The organism is Scytonema hankhaensis NUACC26 (assembly GCF_045865695.1).
In the GTDB taxonomy this organism is placed as follows: Bacteria; Cyanobacteriota; Cyanobacteriia; order Cyanobacteriales; family Nostocaceae; genus Scytonema.
In genome coordinates, this window is the sequence record NZ_BAACAP010000125.1 from 1 (window position 1) to 20,090 (window position 20,090).

The window sequence follows — 20,090 nt, forward strand, 5'->3', positions numbered from 1 at the left end:
GAAATATTGCTGGTAGAATTTATGCTGAAATTCTTCGTAACAATTTCAACTAATATATTTGTATCCAGGAGATAACCCATTATGACTCACTATCTCCCTTCTACTGCCTCATCATACATTTTTACTTGCTCCGGAGTTAAGTCATTTAATGTTCCAGCAACTGCTTCTATTACTAAAATACTATCAATTATATTTATTAATTCATCATCTGGAAGACTTTTTACATATTCCGGAGAAAATTTATCTACAAATTTTGCTAAATGTTGAATCATGCCCTCTTTATCTAACTTTTCTCTGTACAGACTCTTATCTTCTATCAATTTCTCAATAATCATTGATATACGTACAATGGCAACATTTCTTTCACTATAAACTTCGTGCATAATTTACTCCTTTATAATTTAATGAATTCAGATAAAATCCATTCTCCTAAACATAACTTACTTTTGTAAGATTTAGGGGTGCGATCGTCAATCTGCTCAAACTTATGATTCTGTTTGTAGCCAATCTTCTAAAGTAATTCCTGGAACTCTCTGCATATCAGAATCATGAGAAACCAGAATTAAGCCACGGGTAATTGCCGTTGCTGCTATTAATATATCAGCATCTTCCAAACTAAGACCTCTGCTTTGTAAATCCACATGAATCCTTATTGCCCTCTCAATAATTTTTATGTCATCCAGTAGTAAAACTTTATACCGTTTGCAGAACTGTTCAAATTCAGCTATCTGCCTAGTTGCATTTATATATACAAGTCCTCGCCTTATTTCATAATAAGTTATGCAACTGATGAAAACTTGTTGACCCAGGCGACGAACTTGCTCTAGTTTTTTATCTATGACTACTTTTTTCTTTAAAAAAGAACTGACAATATTCGTGTCTAGGAGATAATTCACCCTCTTTTTCTCCCTTCTACCACTGCATCAAAAATTTCAAGCTGCTCTGGTGTTAAATCACTTAAAGTACCAGAAACTGCTTCTACTATTACAATACTATCAATTCTGTCTATTAACTGATTTTCCGGAATAGCCCTCATTTCTTCAGGTGAAAACTCGCTAAATAGACTTACTAACATCTCAATCATCTCGTCTTTATCTAACTTGACTTGATACAAGCTATTACTTTGAAATAACTTGTCCACTATTGGTGATATTCGACTAATGAGTTCATCTTTATAACTATAAATATCGTACATAACGTTATCCTCTGATTGTCTATTTCTCAAGATTTTCTAGAATAGCTTATGTCTACTCTGTCCTTTTTACTGCCTCATCATATATTTTGATTTTCTCTGGAGTTAAGTCATTTAATGTTCCAGCAACTGCCTCTATTACTAAAATTTTGTTAATTCTATTTGTTAATTCATCATCTGGAATACTTTTTACGTATTCAGGAGAAAATTTATCTACAAATTTTGCTAAATGTTGAATCATTGCCTCTTTATCTAATTTTTCTCTGTAGAAGCGATCGCCTTCTAGCAATTTTTCAATAATCGCCGATATACGTGCGATTGCTTCCTTTCTTTCACTATAAACTTGGTGCATAATTTACTCTTTTTATATAGTTTAATGGATTTCTATAAAACCAATTATTCTAAGCATAACTTATTTTTGTAAGATTGATGAAACAAGCGTTAGACAGAAACAGGTAGCTGATACTTTTTACAAAATCAAGGTACTACCGAAACAAGTGAGTATTAAGGAAACTATTTGGAACGGCAATGCATAATATAAACTTCCTGGCTTAGATAACCAGGAGTTTTTTGGTAAGAGTGACTATCATCATTACAAGCGATGTAGCAGGCTTAAGCCATGAGTATCAGTTCCACAACTGTTAAATAAGTGGTATTCACTGGCTAACTGTTGTACCTGTTCTGTCTCTCTAACGCTAGGTTTCCACGGATTGGGATTGTTGTAAGCGTAAAAAGATTCAACGCCATCAATACCAACTGCTGCGGCTGCAGGAATTAAATCAAAGTGCGAGCGCCGATAACGAGCCGGGTGAGCCAAAACTGCCAGTCCACCTGCTTCGTGGATAGCAGATATCACATTAGCTGCTTGATAATTTTCCCCTGTAGTGACTTTTCTTTGAATGTAAGGTTTGATACTAGCTTGTTCTGGCTCGAAAGCATAACCCAGAATATGAACATCTGTATTTAGAAGATTAGCGTTAATTTCTATACCAGACCATAGATGAGGCGCATTTGCACCTGGATTATTCCATCTCCATTGTTCCAACCAAGTTTGCGCTGCTTGATAACCAGCTATACTATGGTGGTCAGTAATGGCAAGCCCTTTTAACCCAATGGTAATAGCTTGCTCCATCAAAGCACTTGGTTGCAACTTACCATCGGAATGGACGGTGTGCATATGAAAGTTGAAACTCGTCGGACAACTCGATGCATTTATGCTTTGAAATATATACTTCAATTGTTCGCTTGAGGTGAACACCTCGGCAACCTTTACAGTCATAGGTACCTCTTATTCAAATAGGTATTTATTTACACAAAAACATGATACTAGTAGCTCGGAATACACCAACACTGCACGCAGGTGCTGGTAATGAACTTCTGGGTATCTTTGGCAATTTTTTTCAATATGTTAAGACTACGTTAGCAAATTCAAAGGCTAACGGTCATGCGTATATTCGATTGGTTTTATAAGGAAAAGTAAGAAATGTTGCAACCTGTCTCCGTCAAATTGACAAGCTACGACTATAGGAATTATTTATAAATGCTAGGAAAAAACGCGAGCGCTCGAATAAAACCTTTTTGACAATGTGTATAAATTATACTGTTTAAATTGGTAATCCCAATATTTCTCCAGATCCGCTTACAATCTCTCCAATGATAGTAGCTGTAATATTTTGTAAAGCAAAATGTGCCTTGGCTTGCTCGACTTTATTGGGAGGAATAAGCAGTACAAACCCGATCCCCATGTTGAAAGTGTTATACATAGCTTGTGAATTCACAGATCCCTCTTCAGCTAGCCACTGAAATATAGGTGGGACAGACCAACTATTAGGATCGATTTTAATTGCTTGACCTTTACCCAAGCAACGAGGTAAATTCTCAGGAAGCCCTCCACCTGTAATATGTGCCATACCATGGATTTCTAACCCTGCTTTACGCGCAGCCAGGACAGATTTCACATAAATGTATGTGGGTGTAAGGAAGATTTCTCCTAGCGATCGCCCTCCTAATATATCTGGGCGATCGCTCCAAGAAAATCCTTTGTCGCCGATAATTTTCCTAACCAAACTAAAGCCATTGCTATGTACGCCAGCACTTGCAAGAGCAAGAGCGACATCTCCCACTTGTACTTGAGAACCATCAAGCATCTGACTTTTCTCTACAATTCCCACACAGAAACCAGCCAGATCGTACTCACCCACTTGATAAAATCCAGGCATTTCTGCTGTTTCTCCTCCAAGTAAGGCGCACCCCGCCTGCTTGCATCCAGAGGCTATACCTGCAACCACCTCAGTTAATTGTTCTTTTTCCAAATGACCCGTTGCTAGGTAATCTAAAAAAAACAGAGGTTCAGCACCGCATGTCAATACATCATTGACGCACATTGCCACCAAATCAATTCCTATAGTGTCATGACGATTGAGAGATTGAGCGATTTTGAGCTTTGTCCCCACACCATCAGTTCCCGAAACTAGAACTGGTTCCTGATAACCAGTCGGTAGTTGAAAACAGCCACTAAAACCGCCCAATCCACCAATCACTTCTGGTCTAAAAGTACTATGAACTAAATTCCGAATTTGATTGACAAATTCTCGACCAGCCTCAACGTCAACCCCCGCCTCTTTGTAGTCCATAATTGTTAGTTGTGAGTTGTTAGTTGTGAGTCGTTAGTTGTTATTAGCTACTAACTACCAACTACTAACCATTAAAATACTTCATCTTCAATACCAACCCACCATTCGCCCAAATTCATCAAGTCTTGGCGGATATCTTCCAACTCTTGAACATAGTCAACTTCTGACATTGAGTCTTTACGCTCTTGAAGTTTCTTCAATCGCAACTGCACTAACAGCCAAGGCTTGGTTATGCTATTAGTTTGTTCCAAGTATTTAGCCAATTGTATGCTATCCATACACCTCATTTCAACTAAAATTAGCTATGTGTTTCACAACTTTATATCATTTTTGAGAAAGTAGGTAGGGAAGAAAGCTCGCCAATATTAAATGTGTGGCATAGCCCTACCTACGTAACTAAATAACTATGCCAGTTGGCATGGTTGCTTTTGAGAAATTTAGTTATGGGAGATTAGTACTTAACCGCATTGATTGTGAAGGGCTGCAAGATCCCCGACTTCTTGAAGAAGTGGGGGATCAAAGCAAACTTACTTACCAGAATTAATGTGGTAAACCACTAGTAACCGATCTAGTACTTAGCGGCGTTAGCGTACTGTTCAGCAACAAAATCCCAGTTAATCAAGCTGTCTAGGAAAGTTTGCAAATAATCTGGACGGCGGTTTTGGTAGTCCAGATAATAAGCGTGTTCCCAAACATCAGCTGTTAACAAAGGAGTTTGACCGTCAGTTATGGGATTGGCTGCATTAGGTGTTTTAATAACCTTCAATTCACCTTTATCCAGCACCAACCAAGCATATCCACTACCAAACTGAGTTGCACCAGCTTGTTTGAACTGGTTTTTGAATTCATCTAAACTACCAAAGGAAGCATTGATTTTTTCAGCTAACTCCCCAGTAGGACCGCCACTGTTTTTCTTCAAGCCATTCCAGTAGAAGGTATGGTTCCATACTTGAGCGGCATTGTTAAAAATACCAGATTTAGATGAGTCCTTAGCAGAAGCCAGTATCACTTCTTCTAGGGTCTTGTTTTCAAGGTCTGTACCTTTGACAAGATTGTTAAGGTTAGTGACGTAACTTGCATGGTGCTTGTCATGATGGAACTCTAGAGTCTGAGCCGAGATATGTGGCTCTAGAGATTTGTAGTCATATGGTAACGGGGGAAGTTCAAATGCCATTGTGTCTAGTCCTCTCTTTACCGTATTTCAGTTGAAAGCCACTGGGGTAGCTATGGAAATTACAGGTTTGTATTGAGCAGTTTCAGGCGCTTAAAACTGCGATATCAAACTTAACAAATCGATTTTACCTAAAAATGTCACTTGAATGACCCCTTCGTCAGTGGGATTAGGAGTTGATGAATGATCGTGAAACTAATGTACGATAATAAAAAGCTTTGCAGAGTTTCCAACAGACTAGCCTGTCATTGAGAGAGACTGATAATGCTTCATTCTGCCGTACCTCGCCTCGTGCTAATTTCCTTTACCTCTCCTTTGGGGGATGTATCTGCCGCACTTCAAAAGGTAAGAGAAACAGATGGTGACATTCTGGAACTGGAAATCTTGCCAACTTTACGCCTCCTACACAGACTATATTACCGCCCATCCCCTCAATCCAAACAAACCGACTGTAGCCGTGTTGTTTTACGGTGGTACAAATATGAGCGCTAATTTAGCAGGAGGACAAGAACTCTTCAATGAATTAGCCAAAGACGCCAATGTTCTGCCCTTTTTTGCCGATGGAATAAAAACCATTGATGCGATCGCAACTCATTTTCTTCACAACAATCACTGCATTTGTAATGCCATAGTTTCTTTATTGTGGTTTCGCCTTAACGGTGGACCATTGGAAGGCGACGCTCAAAAAACCATTGCTTTGCTGCAAAAACTAGATGTACCATACCACATCGCCCTCACCTGTAACAATCGAGAAATAACTCTTTGGCAACAAAGCGCTGAAGGACTTCCACCTACAGAAACTTTAGCTACAGTCACTTTACCAGAAATGGACGGAGCGATCGATCCAGTCTTCCTTTATGGACTTAGTGAAATTAAAACCGCAGATGAACGCGGATGCACGCAGACAAATATCCGCGTTCGTCAGCGTTCATCTACGGTTCAAAATCAATTAACATCTCCCATACCGGGACAAGGAACTAGATTAGCAAAACGAATTTTACGCCGCATTGCACTTCAAAAGAAACCCAACAAAGACAAACGTAGAAGTATGAAAAAATCTGATTTTATACTTCAGCCTTCTTTAGAAGTTGAGTTAAGGCGATCGCCATGCTAAATTAATTAGGTAAAGGTTTAAGGGGAATTCAGGTTATGAGTTTTAGCGATCTAGTTGAGACAATAAAAAGTTTATCTATAGAAGAAAAACAAGAAATTCAGTTCCTACTAGAACAGTATTTGAGGGAAGATCGTCGGGAGGAAATATACAATAACTACATGAGAAGCAAAGCAGAAGAGCAAAATGGAGAATTACAGTTTTCCTCCAATATTAATGAACTGAAACAATTAATAGAAGAGTGATGGTGATAAGTTTTAGCTCTTCTTTTCGACGCGCTTTTAAAAAACGAATTAAGGGAAATACAGCTTTAGAAGCAAGGTTTTGGCAGAAAGTAGAGCAGTTTACTATCGCTCCTTTCGATTCAAGCTTAAAAACTCATAAATTGTCAGGTAAGCTCAAGGACTTATGGAGTTTTAGCATAGAATATGATGAAAGAGTGTTGTTCTACTTCACAGAAGATGGTAAAGCTGTGTTTGTTGATATAGGTAATCACGATGAGGTATATTAAACCGTATCAATCTTTATTTATTAGGTACTAAAGCATAATTCAAGCTGCGACCGCTCCTTCAAATGTTTCCCACTTTTTTCCCATCTCAAGTCGAGCTAATACAAGATGCAGATGCGCTCGCTCTGCTTCAAAATATTGAAAGAATTGCGATCGCGACTCCCTTAAGTGACCAACCTATTCTTACAACATACATTCATCAAGGTAGCACGGGAACACCAATTTTGCTATTGCATGGTTTTGACAGTTCCATTTTAGAGTTTCGTCTTCTTTTCCCGTTACTTGCACCTTACAATGAAACATGGGCAGTAGATTTGTTAGGCTTTGGCTTTACGCAACGGCAAAAAGAAATAAACTATAGTCCAAGTGCTATCAAAACACACCTTTACCATTTTTGGAAAACCGCGATCGCTCAACCTGTCATATTGGTGGGTGCATCAATGGGAGGAGCGACTGCAATTGACTTTACCCTAACTTATCCTCAAGTTGTGAAATCTCTAGTCCTGATTAATAGTATTGGTTATACTTCCGCTCCAGCTTTTAGCAAATACTTATTCTCACCGTTAGATTTTTTAGCTGTAGAATATCTGCGTCAACGCAAACTTATGGCGTTTAATTTGGGTAGTTCTTTTGCTAATTTAGACAAGAAAACGCTTGCGGTTATTCAGTGTGCTATGCTACATCAAGAAATGCCTGGTTGGCATAACGCTATGATTTCTTATGCCAAGACTGGTGGATACGATGATTTGGTCGATAGAATTGTTCAAGTTGACAAACAAACGCTAATTTTATGGGGAGAAGCTGATGATATGCTAGCACCTGAAGACGCGGAAAAGTTTCACAAGGATATTAAAAATTCTCAATTAATAAAGATAAAGAATTGCGGTCACGCTCCCCAAATTGAACAGCCAAAAATTATAGCCCAATGTATTCTAGAGTTTCTAAATAATGGTAACTTTTAATTGTGGTTATACCAATTTATATGAGGTTGCGTTTAAAATACCCTCACATTAGAAATGTGGACGGCAGGCGCTTCAACGGGGGGAACCCCCGCAACGCGCTGCCTCCGCTATACAAACAAAGCCCGCCTACGCGGGCTAATTAGAAGCATCTTCGTACCGCAACGGTATTACATTTACTTTAGTAGGTAACAATAATGACAGCACAATTCAAATATGTCATGTTAATGGTTAAAGATGTCCCTGCAGCAGTGAAGTTTTTTAGCGAAGGATTGGGGCTTCCGGTAAAAATTTCTTCTCCCGGCTGGGGAGAGGTCGATGCGAATGGTACAACGATCGCTTTTCACGGTACTGAGTCGGATGCTGAAGTCGGTTCATCACCAATTTTAAGCTTCAACGTTGACGATATTCATACAGTCATAGGTAACTTAGAAAACTTGGGAGCAAAACTGGAAGGGAACATCCGCGAACCATCTTTCGGGAAAGTAGCAGCAATGCGTACTCCTGACGGTCATTTGCTGAGTCTTCTGCAACCTTCTGCTGTAGGTGCGGCTGTTCATTAGGATTGTGTACCTGACACTCTCCAAGCCTTTAGGATTCAACTGGTCATTTGGAAACTAGACTCCATTCCCAGGCTGAACCTGGGAATGCCTTCCCTCAATGCTGATTTTACTTTTTTCGAGTATCAGGAGCGTGTAAACTGCCAAGTAAAATATAAATATGAAAGAATAGATATTACTTACCAGTAAGAAATATGACAGAAACTAAATCGAATCGTACAGCTAGACAGGGACGGATATTAAGCGAAATTCAATGGACTCCAGAACAGCACGCACAATGGGAAGCTGAACGCCAGGAATAACGCTGCGCGCAGTCAAGTGATTTTTGACCTTGTAAAAATTGAACTAAACTGCATCACGTTTAATAGTGACGTCATATTCTCCAAAAAAGTTTTGTCCTAAAAGACCAGTTTCGGCTCTTGCGTACTTAGCGTGCTATTTTTATAGGAAAATTAGCTTAAAATCCTTGTCTGGATTGTATTACAGCCATTATTACCTTTATAACAGTATTCTTTTCTAAAATTGAAACTAGAAGTGTCTGTAAGCCTTGCAAATAAAGCATAATTATAAATTTTAATTAAAATTTAGCACGCTATGTACGAAAGAACCACGGAAACTTGAGTTGTGTTCTCAAAACGGCGAAAACTTTTTTGGTAATAACCGCGCAAACTAAAATTGGTTCCGCCTTCTACTCCTTCATTGACGTAAGCCAGAGAATAGCGCTCTCGATCGCGAAACACGTTTTTTGCTTCAATAAAAGGAGGAAAGGGAAATCCATTTAAGTCAGCATTATCTTGACGGTAGCGATCGAAACGCAACTCTAAGCGATCGCGAGTACTCAAGTCAATACGTCCAGTTCCGTAGATATCAAAGACTTTGTATTCAGTTCCTTGGGGAGGAATTAAATCGCCACCACCATCTTTAGCATCACCAGCCACTTTCCGGGAAGTTCCGATGACAAAGTTTGGTCCGGTAATTTCTAAATTTCCTCCATATTCAGCAAAGCCTCCGCCAAACGCAAAAGCACGGACGCCAAAAGGCGCATCGGCTTTGGGAGTTGTAGTAATTATATTAATAACGCCTCCAAACGCATCAGCACCGTAGATAGATGACGCTGGACCTTTAAGAACTTCTAAACGTTCCACTCGAAATGGATCGACACTTCCCAAATCTGGACCAAATTCTAAATTAGGTAAGCGTTCCCCGTCTACTAGTACGCCAATCCGTTCTCCTGTCAATCCACGAATGTTAGCGGAACCACTCAATAAACCCAAACGGTTAATAACAATTCCTGGAAGAGTTTGCAGTTGTTCGCCTACAGTTCGAGGAATTGGTTCTTCCCTTTCCAGTTCCTCTTGTGTTTTGATGTCTACCGTCGCCGGTGTTTCCCTAAGTGGAGTTGTGCGTCGATCGGCGGTAACAGTGAGTTCAATATCTGGCTCTCGTTCCTCTGTTGTCGTGGGTTCTTGCGTTTCAGAACTTGCAGATGTTTGTGATGGTGCGGCGACTGTCAGTACCAAGTTACCATCACTTTGTTCTATCTTAACGGCAGGTGGACTATCAATGCCAGTCACTACAATGCGTACACTATTGGGATTGAGGGAAGTGACGGTGACACTAGCGATGCCATTAGCAGGATTGCTGACATTGAAAGGTTTTCCTGACTCCAAACGCAGTTGTGTATTCGTCAGTTCAGCGATATAAGTCTTTTCATAGGTAGAAGTCACAACTTTTGACAACTTGGGGTTTGTTGTCTGCAAGATAACCTCAATTCCTTCTTTAGCAGGATTGACGGTAACATCAGTGACTTGGTTCATTTCAGCCCATGCAGGCTGAACTGATAGGAGGGCGATCGCTCCTGCGATAGAACAGCTTGTTAACAGGGGCAATTGTTGCACCATGACTCCTCACACAGCATCCCAAGAAATTTGGATGCAGAAACACATTTGCTTTGATAATTTTTCTCAGGATATCATTCTACGGGACTCTATTTCACTTCAATTCCTTACAAAGATACAATTTTAACAAGAGCTAGTTGTGCGACGGTTGTCTGAAGTACGCGCTTGAATATTTTGTTATTCCTCATTCTCTACCTAATCCTAACAGCAAAATACTTTCCACTTCGTTATCTCCAAACAGGCTTATGGTGCCAAAGTTATCTCGAAGGATTTGGATAATTTTGGAGGTTGAACTGTTGCCAATACGGAGATCAATAAATTTGGGTGGATGACCATAGAGAAGACTGCGCTGATGGAAATCGGAGTCTTTGGAAACAATTACGAAATTCCGTGCTTTCGCGTACTCTCAGATGACCGCGTCATCTGTGTTGATTAGCCCTACAGCTTTAACATGGACTGAATCAGGATACAAATCTATAATCCTTGAAACAATCCGATCCGACAAATTTTCGTCTAAAAGCAGTTTCACAGGGATGCCACAAATAACTTCTTCTCGCGATCGGCTGCAAAAGCAAGACAAGCTTTAATGTCTTCCGAAGTTAGTTCAGAAAAATCTTCCAAGATTTCTTCTTCTGTCATACCGCCTGCAAGGTATTCTAAAATATCGTACACGGTAATTCGCATTCCCCGAATACAGGGTTTTCCACTACGTTTTCCAGGTTCGAGCGTGATAATGTTGTGATAATTCATGAATCAATCAATATATTGGCTCAGTACTAGTAGGAAGTGATAGTTCGGGACGGATACAAAACACAACTAAGGACTTACGTATCAGAGAGATAGACTGAAGTTAAATACCATTATACGCTAGATTGCAAGCGCTCGCCAACTTCAACCAAGATTTTACCTGTGTATAGCTAAACTCAGTAATGTGAGGTGCATATATAATTAACTCACCTTCATCAGCCACTACTGGCTCTAGCTTGGTCACTGGTTACTGCTTACTGTTCCCGCACTGCTACCTCGTTTTACTAGAAAAGGGGATAAAACTTGGTTCTCCACACTTTTTTCTTGTAAGACATCAAGTAACATTTGCATGGCAGAGCGACCGAGTTCCAACATTGGTTGGTAAACTGTCGTCAGTGGTGGCGTAACGTAACGAGACAGTGCAATACCATCGAATCCAACTAGGCTTAAATCTTGCGGTACTGAAATACCTCGTTCCTGACAGCCTAGCAAAGCATTAACTGCTACCATATCGTTATAACAAAAAATACCAGTAACTCCAGTATTGAATAGTTTAGATAGCAGCTGTTGACCGATCGCAACATCGTTTGTCCTACCATATTCTTCATCACTCATGACAACCCAATCAGTCTTTGGCGATCGACTAGCTTCACTTAGAGCCATGCGATATGCTTCTAAGCGCTGTTGGTTCGATAGCCAAGCGAGCACCTAAATAGTCGTCTATTTCTACGAAGTGAAACATTTCGGGCTGCTCTTAGGTCTGGCTATTCAGAAACACTATTGGTATAGCAATTTGCGTGAGTTGCTGTGTGTGGTGTTTGCTAATTCGCGAATCAGCTACCAAGATCTCGTCCACTCGGCGGCGATGAAAACTATCAATTGCTGCGATTTCCTGCTCAAAATCTCGGTGTGAAGTACTTAACAACACGCTCAATCCTGCCGTTCTGGCTACTTGTTCTATTCCCTCTACAACTTCAGCAAAAAAGGGGTCTGCTATGGAAGTGACTACTACACCGATGGTATTCGTGCGTTTATTTTGCAGGCTTTGAGCAACAGCATTAGGCACATAATCCATTTCCCGCGCTATTTTCTTAATTTCCTCTCGCACCTTGGGGCTAATGAGAGAGTTGTCTCGCAATGCGCGTGAAACTGTAGAATGAGAAACGCCTGCTCTGCGAGCAATATCTTCTATAGAAATTTTTCGTTTGCTCATTTGTTATACTTAATTTTCTCTTGCACACGTGTGCATATACATAGTATTATAAAGAGTTTTTGTAAACGCGATAGACAAGTCAATGATTATTATCATAATGGGTGTTTCAGGAGTTGGCAAAACCACTATTGGAAAACTGCTAGCAGAGTCTTTACAGTGGGAATTCCGTGATGCTGATGATTTCCACTCCTTAGAGAATGTGGAGAAAATGCGACGTGGTATTCCCCTAAGCGAAGCTGATAGAAAACCTTGGTTGCAAGATTTGCAAATAGCTATTAAACACTGGTTGCAAGAAAATAAAAATGTAGTGTTGGCTTGTTCCGCATTAAAAGACAGCTACCGCCAATTTCTTGTATTGGATGGCGATGGGCGAAGCCCCGTCGGAGGCGAACGCACCAAACTAGTTTACCTCAAGGGGTCTTATCAGTTGATTCAACAGCGATTGCATCAGCGTCAAAATCACTACATGAGTGAAAAGCTTCTCAGCACCCAGTTTGAGACTCTTGAAGAGCCATCAGATGCTATATATATAGACGTTGTCGAGTCACCCCAGGTAATTGTACAAAAAATTAGAACGGGTTTGGGAATTTAGCTGACTTTAGTAGTCTCGATCGCACTTTTTTTTATCAATAATCCACCTGATGTACATATAACTTTCTTACTAATGAAAGAGAATCTCACGATTTGTGTTTTGTAGAGTAAACTCACAGTGAAGATGGAAGGGCTTTAGTTTCGAGCGCATCGATATTAGAGCAGATCGCTGACAGCAACCGAATAAGAATATAGATTCACGGCAGGAAACAGGTTTATGACTCAGGCACAAGAACTACAACCCCCGCAGCATCAAAATCCTTCTGGTAGTAAAACACCTGATACCCAATATCCAGTTGAGAACTTGCTGCGGCAACGTTGGAGTCCTTTGGCTTTCTCAGACCAAGCGGTTGAGACAGAAAAATTATGCAGCGTGTTAGAGGCAGCAAGCTGGGCAGCATCTTCATTCAACGAGCAACCGTGGAGCTTTATCATTGCTACCAAAGACAATCCAACTGAGTTTGAGCGTTTATTAAATTGTTTAGCTCAAGGAAATCAAGAGTGGGCAAAAAATGCTCCAGTCCTGATGCTTTCTGTGGCAAAGCTTTACTTTGAGCGGAACGGAGTGGAAAACAGACACGCTTTTCATGATGTTGGAGCAGCCGTTGCCAACTTGGCAATACAAGCAACTGCATTAGGGCTATTTATCCATCAGATGGCAGGATTTGATGTAGCCAAAGCAAGAGAAGCCTACAACATTGCTGAGGGTTATGAACCTGTAGCGGCGATCGCGCTAGGTTATATAGGAGATCCAAAAACCTTATCGGAAAGGTTGGTGCAACGAGAGTTAGCGCCACGCACCCGCAAGCCCCTAGAAAAGTTTGTTTTCTCTGGCGGTTGGAACCAAGTCTCGCCTCTGGTTATAGGTCAAGATTAGGGTGAGCGAATGGAGACTCCTAAAATTAGTAATTCTACCCCTGGAAAGCTTTCAGGACGGCAAGGTCTATTGGTTGGGTTGGGGCTTGGTATAGTCCTGGCTATTGGTGGGATAGCTATATTCTCTCGTTTCGGGATTCAGCGTTCGGCTACCCCCAGTCAGACGGCTCCAACGGCAAATGCTAGAAACTCAGCATTGCCAGTGAAAGTTCAGAAAGTTAACACTAGCACGCTCGAAGAAAGTTCCGAGTTTGTCGGAGCATTAGAAGCGCAACAAAAAGTCACGCTACAGCCGCAAATTCAGGGTCGAATTGAAGCGATTCTCGTCTCTAGTGGTCAGCGAGTCCAGAAAGGAACCCTCATTGCATCGTTGAGTTTGGATCAAACACAGGCAAATGTCGCGAGTTCGATCGCAGCATCTAGTGCAGCCCAAGCGGCGTTAGGGACCGCTCGAGCACAGCTTCAGCAAAGCGAGGCGCAGCGAACTAGGGCAGCCGCAAATGTTCAGCTTCAAAAGGTACAGTTCAATCGCACCCAACAATTAGTCGGCGAGGGAGCGCAGGCGAGACAGCAGTTAGATGTTGCAAGCAATAATTTACAAACTGCGCTTGCGGATTTACAAGCCGCAGAAAAACAAGTTGCTGCATCCGGTGCAGCCGTTCGGCAAGCACAGGCAAATGTACGGGAAGCCCAAGCGAGCACGGCAGCCGCGCAAGTCAATCTCAATCTTAAACGAGTGGTGGCACCCATTACTGGCGTAGTAGGTTATTTTCCAGTAAAAGTGGGAGATTATGTCAACATCGGACAAACGATTACCACGCTGACGCAAAACGATTCGCTGGATCTCAATCTTTCTGTACCCTCAAATCGATTGCAGCAACTGCGAATTGGATTGCCCGTTCAGTTGATCGATCCTAATACGCAGCAATCGATTGGTACGGGCGCGATTAACTCCATTTCTCCGACGGTGAGTTCTAATCAGCAGTCGATTTTGAGCAAGGCACGCTTTGCGAATTCACAAGGGCGACTGCGCGATGGGCAATACGTTCAAGCTCGCGTCATTTGGAATCGACGACCGGGTATATTGATTCCTACCGTTGCAATTTCTCGCATTGGCGGACAAAGTTTTGTGTTTGTCACCGAAAACAAGACCGTAAACGGCAAACCACAGCTAATTGTGCATCAGCGTTTAGTGCATCTTGGTGACATTCAAGGCACGAATTATCAAGTCAAGGACGGGCTTCAACCGGGAGAAACTATCGTGACTGCTGGCATTCTCAAACTCAGAGAAGGCACTCCCATTCAACCACAATCCTAAGTTCAGAAATATCTATATTTATTATTACTCAAGTTTATGTCTAGAGATGAAGGAAAACAACTTAATAGAGATGTTTAAAGAGTAATAGCACGCGCTCACTTCCAGCGTCAAAATTAAATCATTTCTCACCGAAGGAACCACAATGTCTGAATCATCTAAAGGAGAATTTTCTCGTCGTCAAATTCTCACCACTGCTGGATTAGGAGCCGTTTCAGCCGTCGCGAGCGGTGGTATGGGTGAATCAGTTACTGCCCAACAGCCAAGCCAACCAGTTACCCCACGCGGAGGCACCCTGCCGCCTCAGATTGAGTTCCCGCCCATCTCGGAAAAGACCGAGGTTGATACTGGAGGACCACCAACTGCATTGCCACCAGAGCGCCGTTTGGGGTTTGCGATCGTTGGACTTGGTAGACTGGCATTAGAAGAAATCATGCCTGCGTTTGCAGAATGCAAACTAGCAAAGCCGACTGCACTAGTTAGTGGCGATGCTGCCAAAGCTAAACAAGTTGCCCAGCAGTATGGCATCAAACCGCAGAACGTTTACAACTATCAGAATTACGACAATCTCCGCAATAATCCAGATGTTGATGTAATCTATATTATACTACCTAACAGTATGCACGCGGAATACACCGTGCGGGGAGCCAAAGCAGGGAAACACATCCTGTGTGAGAAGCCAATGGCAAATACCGTCGAAGAGTGTCAGGAAATGATCGATGCTTGCAAACAAGCCAATCGCAAGCTGATGATTGCCTATCGCTGCCAGTATGAACCCCACCATCGCGCTATGATTCAAACGATCCGCAACAAAGAATTGGGAACTGTAAAGTTGATTCAGGCAGACAACGGACAACATCAAGGCGGTGACTTAAATCAGTGGCGATTGAAACGTGCGTTAGCTGGAGGTGGTTCTTTACCAGATGTGGGAATTTATTGCCTGAATGCAACTCGCTATTTGACAGGAGAGGAACCGATTACAATTAGCGCCCAAACCTTCAGTACTCCTGGCGATCCACGGTTTAAAGAGGTGGAAGAAAGCGTTACCTTCCAGATGCGGTTTCCCAGTGGAGTACTAGCGATTTGCTCCACCAGCTACGGCTTTCACGAAGCGCGTCGGTTTCGCGTCTTCGGCTCTGATGCTTGGGGACAACTCGATCCAGCGTTCTCCTATAGCGGTTTGCGGATGATGATTTCGCGCAAATCACCAACCAACAGCATGGCAGAAAACGCGAGCGAAGTGCGGATGAGCGAGAAGAACCAGTTCGCATTGGAAATCGATCATATGGCGGATTGTGTGATTCAGAACAAGCAACCCCATACACCCGGTGAAGAAGGCTTGCAAGACCAAAAACTGATGGCGTTGATTTACCAAGCTGCACAGACAGGCAAAACAATTACCCTACCACGTGTGTCAGGACTGGATGTTACTCGTGGTCCCGCTCCCCGAACGTTGAAGTAATATCAATTAATTACATGACAACTTCCGCTTGGAGTCCGCTCCGTAAATCTTTGTTCCGCGATCGCTGGATTGCCTCGATTGTCTCCAATATTGGAGGCTGGATGGAGGACACAGCGGGAGCATGGCTGATGACTTCTCTCACCACCTCCCCATTGTTGGTGGCACTCATGCAAACAGCAGCAACCTTGCCGGTGCTTCTATTAGGACTACCCGCTGGAGCTACGGCAGACATTTTCGATCGTCGTCGGTTACTGCTGTTTTGGCAAGTTTGGATGCTAGTTGCCGCACTTATCTTAAGTGGATTAATTTTTACAGGTCATATTAACCCTTGGTCGCTGCTGGTACTCACATTTCTCCTCAACTTGGGAGCGGCAATGAATGGACCGGCTTGGCAAGCAATTGTGCCTGAACTTGTACCGCGCTCTGAATTGATGGCTGCCATTGCGTTAAACAGTGCTGGATTTAACATTGCACGGGCAGTGGGACCGGCGATCGCGGCAACTGTTGTGTTTGGGATTGCCACATTGATTCTGGCATTCATCCACAATGTGCCTCTGGTATTACTAACGTTGCTAGCGGCTGGGATTGCCTGGACAAGTATGACATCTAGCTTGAATATCACCGTGCAGCTTGCTGTTCCGGTTTGGGTGCAGGCGCGGGCTTTAGGAACATACCAAATGGTATTTCAGGGAGGCTCGGCAATCGGCAGTATAGTTTGGGGGGCTGTGGCTGAACATTGGGGAACGTCGCTTGCTTTATCTACTGCTGCCATCGGCTTGCTGGCAGGAACGCTAACGGCACGGCGTTACCGCTTGATATCTGGAAAACTCGATTTAGCTCCTGCATTACGGCGAGCAGAACCGATGGTGGCAATCGAATTGCAACCAGAAGAAGGTCTGGTCTTAGTTACGATTGAATATTGTATTGACCCTGCTCAAGCGGAAAAATTCATGGAGGCAATTTCTGCTCTGCGAGTGGTGCGGCTGCGAGATGGTGCTGTTCGTTGGGATATTTTTCAGGACACCGTCGATCCGACTCGTTATCTAGAAACATTTATAGTAGAATCTTGGGTAGATCATTTACGTCAGTGTAAGCAACCCCCGGCTAAAGACCGGGGGCTTCGACCAGACTCGTTCTGCCTTGTTGCCTAGCTTACCCGACTAAGTACCTCGTGTACTACGTTATCGGCAAGTGTTAAAGTTCTCACTCCGGGATACGTGATGCCAGTCCCGTGACTCTGAAACCGAGGGATTAACCAGGTGTAAAGGTTTAAAGCCAGTGTTCCTCGGAAAGTACCGACCGATAACTTTGTCTAGGCTCACATCACCCCGATTGGGAGGCTCCAAGTGAGCACACCATTATGCGTACAGGGTGAAAAGTATCAGTTCGTAACTGCCCGAACGAAAGTAGATTGCAAAACTACACGGTGGTGAGTAACCCCAAGGCGGTAATGGATTTCACTAGTTTTTTAAACTGTCCCTAAAGGGACTCGTGTCATGTTTCCTCCCTGAGCTAAAGCTACAGGGTTTCCACACATCCCGTGAAGTTTTATGAACGGTTTACAATAGACTCGTCCGAAAATTTACAACCCGCTCTGAGTCAAGCTTTGGATAGCGTTGACTGTTAAGCAGTTCCTTTGTGCGAATCAGTCTTGGAGATAGTTACTGATAGCAACTCTGTGTAAAAATATTGATAGCTAATTCATAACCTGCCTCATGTTTACGAAGTTGGTGAAGATGGCAAAATTCATGCACCAATTCTCAGTCTAACCAATCCACAAATGGTAAGAATTACCTCCTCGTAAACTCGAGAATCCAGTGGAAATCTTTGGCGTGCAATCTGGAAAATTTTGACAATTCTAATTACGTGTTCAACAAAGATGCGCTCACTGGAAAACTCTTTGTTTTCTGCTTTTTGATTGGCCGTTAATTCTGCTGTTCGTGGCTTCTGATGAGTTTTAAATACTTTACCCTGTTGTTCAAACAATCTAACCGTACAACCAAGCAAGAGTTTGGTGCTGTACTAGTTGGCCATCTACCTTGGGGGGCATGATACCAGCAATATTTTCGCTTATCTTGGGCAGAAGAATACCGCGATGCTCCTTTAGGAGCCGCCTTTGGCGAACGCGTGATTGATTCTACTTACAAATAAGACTTAAAAGGTTGGTATTGCTAGCATTTTAGTCAGGTTTGGCAACAAATCCGATATCGTAACTATTTTTAGCTTGGTTAGCCACTCGATCGCGCAGCCACACTAAGCAAATCATTTATCAAGTTATTATGGATAGCAAATCTCACACTTTAGCCGCCAAAAACTTTGGTAGCAAAATTAATATCAAACTGCGAATTAACAATGTGGAACATAGTTTGACGATCGACGCACGAGTAACTTTACTCGACGCCTTGCGAGAATATATCAGTCTTACAGGTACTAAGAAAGGTTGCGATCGCGGTCAGTGTGGTGCCTGTACTGTACTCGTTAACGGGCGGCGAATCAATTCGTGTTTGACATTAGCCGCGATGCACAATAATGCAGCTGTTACGACGATTGAAGGGCTGGCTACAGGTGATGAGCTACATCCTTTACAAGCAGCCTTTATCAAGCACGATGCCTTACAATGCGGCTACTGTACTCCCGGTCAAATCTGCTCTGCTGTGGCAATGCTAGCAGAAGGACACGCCCAATCTGATACTGAGGTAAAAGAACAAATGAGTGGCAATCTTTGCCGTTGTGGTGCTTACCCCAACATTATTGCTGCAATTCAGGAAGTGCGGGAGCAAAAAGCAGAAAATTGTCAACTTAATACACCCGAATTGTCACTCATTTGCTGCCCTTAAACAAACAGTTTAGAGGAAAAAGGTATGCAGCCATTTGATTATATTCAAGCTTCCGAAGAAGACGCGGCAATTGCCACAGTTGCACGGGAAACTCAAGCTAAGTTTATTGCTGGTGGTACTAACTTGCTTGATTTGATGAAGGGGGGTGTGGAAGCACCAAGGCAATTAGTTGATATTAACTTACTGCCACTAACAAAAGTAGAAGCTCTACCTGATGGGGGTGTACGTATTGGGGCGCTGGCGCGGAATAGTGATGTTGCTTACTCGTCTTTAATTCGCGATCGCTATCCTATGTTATCGTCAGCTTTGCTATCTGGTGCTTCACCACAACTGCGAAATATGGCAACAGTTGGCGGTAACATCATGCAAAGGACGCGCTGTTATTACTTTTATGAACCGGCTTTTGCTTGTAATAAGCGCGAACCTGGTTCCGGTTGTGCTGCTATTTCCGGTTATAATCGCATCCACGCGATTTTTGGGACGAGCGATCGATGTATCGCCACACATCCTTCAGATATGTGTGTCGCTTTAGCTGCATTAGATGCTGTCATTCATACCCAGGGGGAAAACGGTAAACGTCGTCTTCCGATTACTGAGTTTTACCTTTTACCAGGAGATACACCGCACTTGGAAACAGTGTTGGAACATGGGGAGTTAATTACAGCGGTTGATTTACCTGCTATTTCCCCAACAATGCGATCGCATTACTTAAAGGTGCGCGATCGAGCTTCCTATGAGTTTGCATTGGTATCTGTAGCAGCAGCGCTCGATATTAATGATGGAGTCATTCGCACGGCGCGGGTGGCGTTGGGCGGTGTGGGTACAAAGCCTTGGCGTGCTTATGAGGCGGAAGAAGTGCTGGTTAATGCTAGGGCAGAAACGGCAACGTTTTGGACAGCAGCCGAGGCAATGGTGCAACAAGCTAAACCCAGCCAGTACAACGCTTTTAAGGTGGAAATGTTGAAAGGGGCATTAGTACAGGCTCTCTCTACAGTCACAAGTATAGCAGGGGATTAA

27 protein-coding genes and 1 pseudogene are annotated in these 20,090 nt (G+C 42.7%); 13 read left to right on the top strand and 15 right to left on the bottom strand.

Features of this window, described 5'->3' with window-relative positions; genetic code table 11:
• Positions 1–89 precede the first annotated feature (89 nt).
• The 5 genes from ACKTT2_RS06915 to ACKTT2_RS06935 form a co-directional block, all read right to left on the bottom strand.
• A complete protein-coding gene (locus tag ACKTT2_RS06915) occupies positions 90–383 on the bottom strand; it encodes a hypothetical protein (protein ID WP_407885225.1) in 294 nt (97 codons plus the stop codon).
• Between the two features lie 102 nt (positions 384–485).
• Positions 486–896, bottom strand: coding sequence for a type II toxin-antitoxin system VapC family toxin (locus tag ACKTT2_RS06920; protein WP_407885226.1), 411 nt, complete (start codon positions 894–896; stop codon positions 486–488).
• A complete protein-coding gene (locus tag ACKTT2_RS06925) occupies positions 893–1,195 on the bottom strand; it encodes a hypothetical protein (protein WP_407885227.1) in 303 nt (100 codons plus the stop codon). Before ACKTT2_RS06925 ends, ACKTT2_RS06920 begins: the two co-directional genes overlap by 4 nt.
• Positions 1,196–1,247: 52 nt before the next feature.
• A complete protein-coding gene (locus tag ACKTT2_RS06930; protein ID WP_407885228.1) occupies positions 1,248–1,544 on the bottom strand; it encodes a hypothetical protein in 297 nt (98 codons plus the stop codon).
• Positions 1,545–1,784: 240 nt separating this feature from the next.
• A complete protein-coding gene (locus ACKTT2_RS06935) occupies positions 1,785–2,471 on the bottom strand; it encodes a PHP domain-containing protein (RefSeq protein WP_407885229.1) in 687 nt (228 codons plus the stop codon).
• A 41-nt stretch (positions 2,472–2,512) separates the two neighbouring features.
• On the opposite strand from ACKTT2_RS06935, the gene ACKTT2_RS06940 reads away from it, so the two are divergent.
• Entirely contained in the window at positions 2,513–2,662 is a 150-nt protein-coding gene (locus ACKTT2_RS06940) for a hypothetical protein (RefSeq protein ID WP_407885230.1), read from the top strand.
• 134 nt (positions 2,663–2,796) lie between these two features.
• On the opposite strand, the gene purM is transcribed toward ACKTT2_RS06940, so the two are convergent.
• The 3 genes from purM to ACKTT2_RS06955 all read right to left on the bottom strand — a co-directional run bounded on the left by purM (position 2,797) and on the right by ACKTT2_RS06955 (position 4,999).
• Positions 2,797–3,825, bottom strand: coding sequence for a phosphoribosylformylglycinamidine cyclo-ligase (gene purM, locus ACKTT2_RS06945; RefSeq protein WP_407885231.1), 1,029 nt, complete (start codon positions 3,823–3,825; stop codon positions 2,797–2,799).
• 71 nt (positions 3,826–3,896) lie between these two features.
• Positions 3,897–4,103, bottom strand: a complete 207-nt coding sequence (locus ACKTT2_RS06950) for a hypothetical protein (protein WP_407885232.1) — start codon at positions 4,101–4,103, stop codon at positions 3,897–3,899.
• 290 nt (positions 4,104–4,393) lie between these two features.
• The gene (locus ACKTT2_RS06955; protein WP_407885233.1) at positions 4,394–4,999 is read right to left on the bottom strand and encodes a superoxide dismutase; all 606 of its coding nucleotides are present in this window, start codon (positions 4,997–4,999) and stop codon (positions 4,394–4,396) included.
• Positions 5,000–5,354: 355 nt separating this feature from the next.
• Here ACKTT2_RS06955 and ACKTT2_RS06960 point away from each other — a divergent pair, with 355 nt between their 5' ends.
• The 5 genes from ACKTT2_RS06960 (at position 5,355) to ACKTT2_RS06980 (ending at position 8,137) form a co-directional block, all read left to right on the top strand.
• Positions 5,355–6,110 (top strand): cobaltochelatase subunit CobN, encoded by a 756-nt coding sequence (locus tag ACKTT2_RS06960; RefSeq protein ID WP_407885234.1) that lies wholly within the window; start codon positions 5,355–5,357, stop codon positions 6,108–6,110.
• A 35-nt stretch (positions 6,111–6,145) separates the two neighbouring features.
• Positions 6,146–6,352 carry a hypothetical protein gene (locus ACKTT2_RS06965; RefSeq protein WP_407885235.1) on the top strand — a complete coding sequence of 69 codons (207 nt, stop codon included), beginning with the start codon at positions 6,146–6,148 and terminating at the stop codon, positions 6,350–6,352.
• Positions 6,352–6,618 carry a type II toxin-antitoxin system RelE/ParE family toxin gene (locus ACKTT2_RS06970; RefSeq protein WP_407885236.1) on the top strand — a complete coding sequence of 89 codons (267 nt, stop codon included), beginning with the start codon at positions 6,352–6,354 and terminating at the stop codon, positions 6,616–6,618. The genes ACKTT2_RS06965 and ACKTT2_RS06970 overlap by 1 nt, the downstream gene beginning before the upstream one ends.
• A 62-nt stretch (positions 6,619–6,680) precedes the next feature.
• Positions 6,681–7,577, top strand: a complete 897-nt coding sequence (locus tag ACKTT2_RS06975) for an alpha/beta fold hydrolase (RefSeq protein ID WP_407885237.1) — start codon at positions 6,681–6,683, stop codon at positions 7,575–7,577.
• Between the two features lie 194 nt (positions 7,578–7,771).
• Positions 7,772–8,137 (top strand): VOC family protein, encoded by a 366-nt coding sequence (locus tag ACKTT2_RS06980; protein ID WP_407885238.1) that lies wholly within the window; start codon positions 7,772–7,774, stop codon positions 8,135–8,137.
• 581 nt (positions 8,138–8,718) lie between these two features.
• Here the strand turns inward: ACKTT2_RS06980 and ACKTT2_RS06985 are convergent.
• The 6 genes and pseudogenes from ACKTT2_RS06985 to ACKTT2_RS07010 form a co-directional block, all read right to left on the bottom strand.
• A complete protein-coding gene (locus tag ACKTT2_RS06985; protein ID WP_407885239.1) occupies positions 8,719–10,035 on the bottom strand; it encodes a TonB-dependent receptor plug domain-containing protein in 1,317 nt (438 codons plus the stop codon).
• A 181-nt stretch (positions 10,036–10,216) separates the two neighbouring features.
• Positions 10,217–10,561 (bottom strand): annotated as a pseudogene (locus ACKTT2_RS06990) (DUF5615 family PIN-like protein).
• Positions 10,558–10,782, bottom strand: coding sequence for a DUF433 domain-containing protein (locus ACKTT2_RS06995; protein WP_407885240.1), 225 nt, complete (start codon positions 10,780–10,782; stop codon positions 10,558–10,560). Before ACKTT2_RS06995 ends, ACKTT2_RS06990 begins: the two are co-directional and overlap by 4 nt.
• Before the next feature lie 100 nt (positions 10,783–10,882).
• A complete protein-coding gene (locus ACKTT2_RS07000; RefSeq protein WP_407885241.1) occupies positions 10,883–11,023 on the bottom strand; it encodes a hypothetical protein in 141 nt (46 codons plus the stop codon).
• Positions 11,020–11,487 (bottom strand): LacI family DNA-binding transcriptional regulator, encoded by a 468-nt coding sequence (locus ACKTT2_RS07005; protein ID WP_407885242.1) that lies wholly within the window; start codon positions 11,485–11,487, stop codon positions 11,020–11,022. Before ACKTT2_RS07005 ends, ACKTT2_RS07000 begins: the two co-directional genes overlap by 4 nt.
• A gap of 46 nt (positions 11,488–11,533) precedes the next feature.
• The gene (locus ACKTT2_RS07010; RefSeq protein ID WP_407885243.1) at positions 11,534–11,992 is read right to left on the bottom strand and encodes a LacI family DNA-binding transcriptional regulator; all 459 of its coding nucleotides are present in this window, start codon (positions 11,990–11,992) and stop codon (positions 11,534–11,536) included.
• 82 nt (positions 11,993–12,074) lie between these two features.
• Between ACKTT2_RS07010 and ACKTT2_RS07015 the strand changes: the two genes are divergently transcribed.
• From ACKTT2_RS07015 to ACKTT2_RS07035, 5 genes are all read left to right on the top strand, one after another.
• Positions 12,075–12,584 carry a gluconokinase gene (locus ACKTT2_RS07015; RefSeq protein WP_407885244.1) on the top strand — a complete coding sequence of 170 codons (510 nt, stop codon included), beginning with the start codon at positions 12,075–12,077 and terminating at the stop codon, positions 12,582–12,584.
• Between the two features lie 216 nt (positions 12,585–12,800).
• Complete coding sequence (locus ACKTT2_RS07020; protein WP_407885245.1) at positions 12,801–13,460, top strand: nitroreductase family protein; 660 nt, start codon at positions 12,801–12,803, stop codon at positions 13,458–13,460.
• 9 nt (positions 13,461–13,469) lie between these two features.
• Positions 13,470–14,777: an efflux RND transporter periplasmic adaptor subunit gene (locus ACKTT2_RS07025; protein ID WP_407885246.1), complete on the top strand. Its 1,308-nt coding sequence runs from the start codon at positions 13,470–13,472 to the stop codon at positions 14,775–14,777.
• 142 nt (positions 14,778–14,919) lie between these two features.
• Complete coding sequence (locus tag ACKTT2_RS07030) at positions 14,920–16,236, top strand: Gfo/Idh/MocA family oxidoreductase (protein WP_407885247.1); 1,317 nt, start codon at positions 14,920–14,922, stop codon at positions 16,234–16,236.
• A gap of 14 nt (positions 16,237–16,250) precedes the next feature.
• Entirely contained in the window at positions 16,251–17,387 is a 1,137-nt protein-coding gene (locus ACKTT2_RS07035; RefSeq protein WP_407885248.1) for an MFS transporter, read from the top strand.
• 595 nt (positions 17,388–17,982) lie between these two features.
• On the opposite strand, the gene ACKTT2_RS07040 is transcribed toward ACKTT2_RS07035, so the two are convergent.
• The gene (locus ACKTT2_RS07040) at positions 17,983–18,243 is read right to left on the bottom strand and encodes a transposase family protein (RefSeq protein WP_407885249.1); all 261 of its coding nucleotides are present in this window, start codon (positions 18,241–18,243) and stop codon (positions 17,983–17,985) included.
• A 272-nt stretch (positions 18,244–18,515) separates the two neighbouring features.
• Between ACKTT2_RS07040 and ACKTT2_RS07045 the strand changes: the two genes are divergently transcribed.
• Both ACKTT2_RS07045 and ACKTT2_RS07050 read left to right on the top strand, forming a co-directional pair.
• Complete coding sequence (locus tag ACKTT2_RS07045) at positions 18,516–19,073, top strand: (2Fe-2S)-binding protein (RefSeq protein ID WP_407885250.1); 558 nt, start codon at positions 18,516–18,518, stop codon at positions 19,071–19,073.
• Positions 19,074–19,097: 24 nt separating this feature from the next.
• A complete protein-coding gene (locus ACKTT2_RS07050; protein ID WP_407885251.1) occupies positions 19,098–20,090 on the top strand; it encodes an FAD binding domain-containing protein in 993 nt (330 codons plus the stop codon).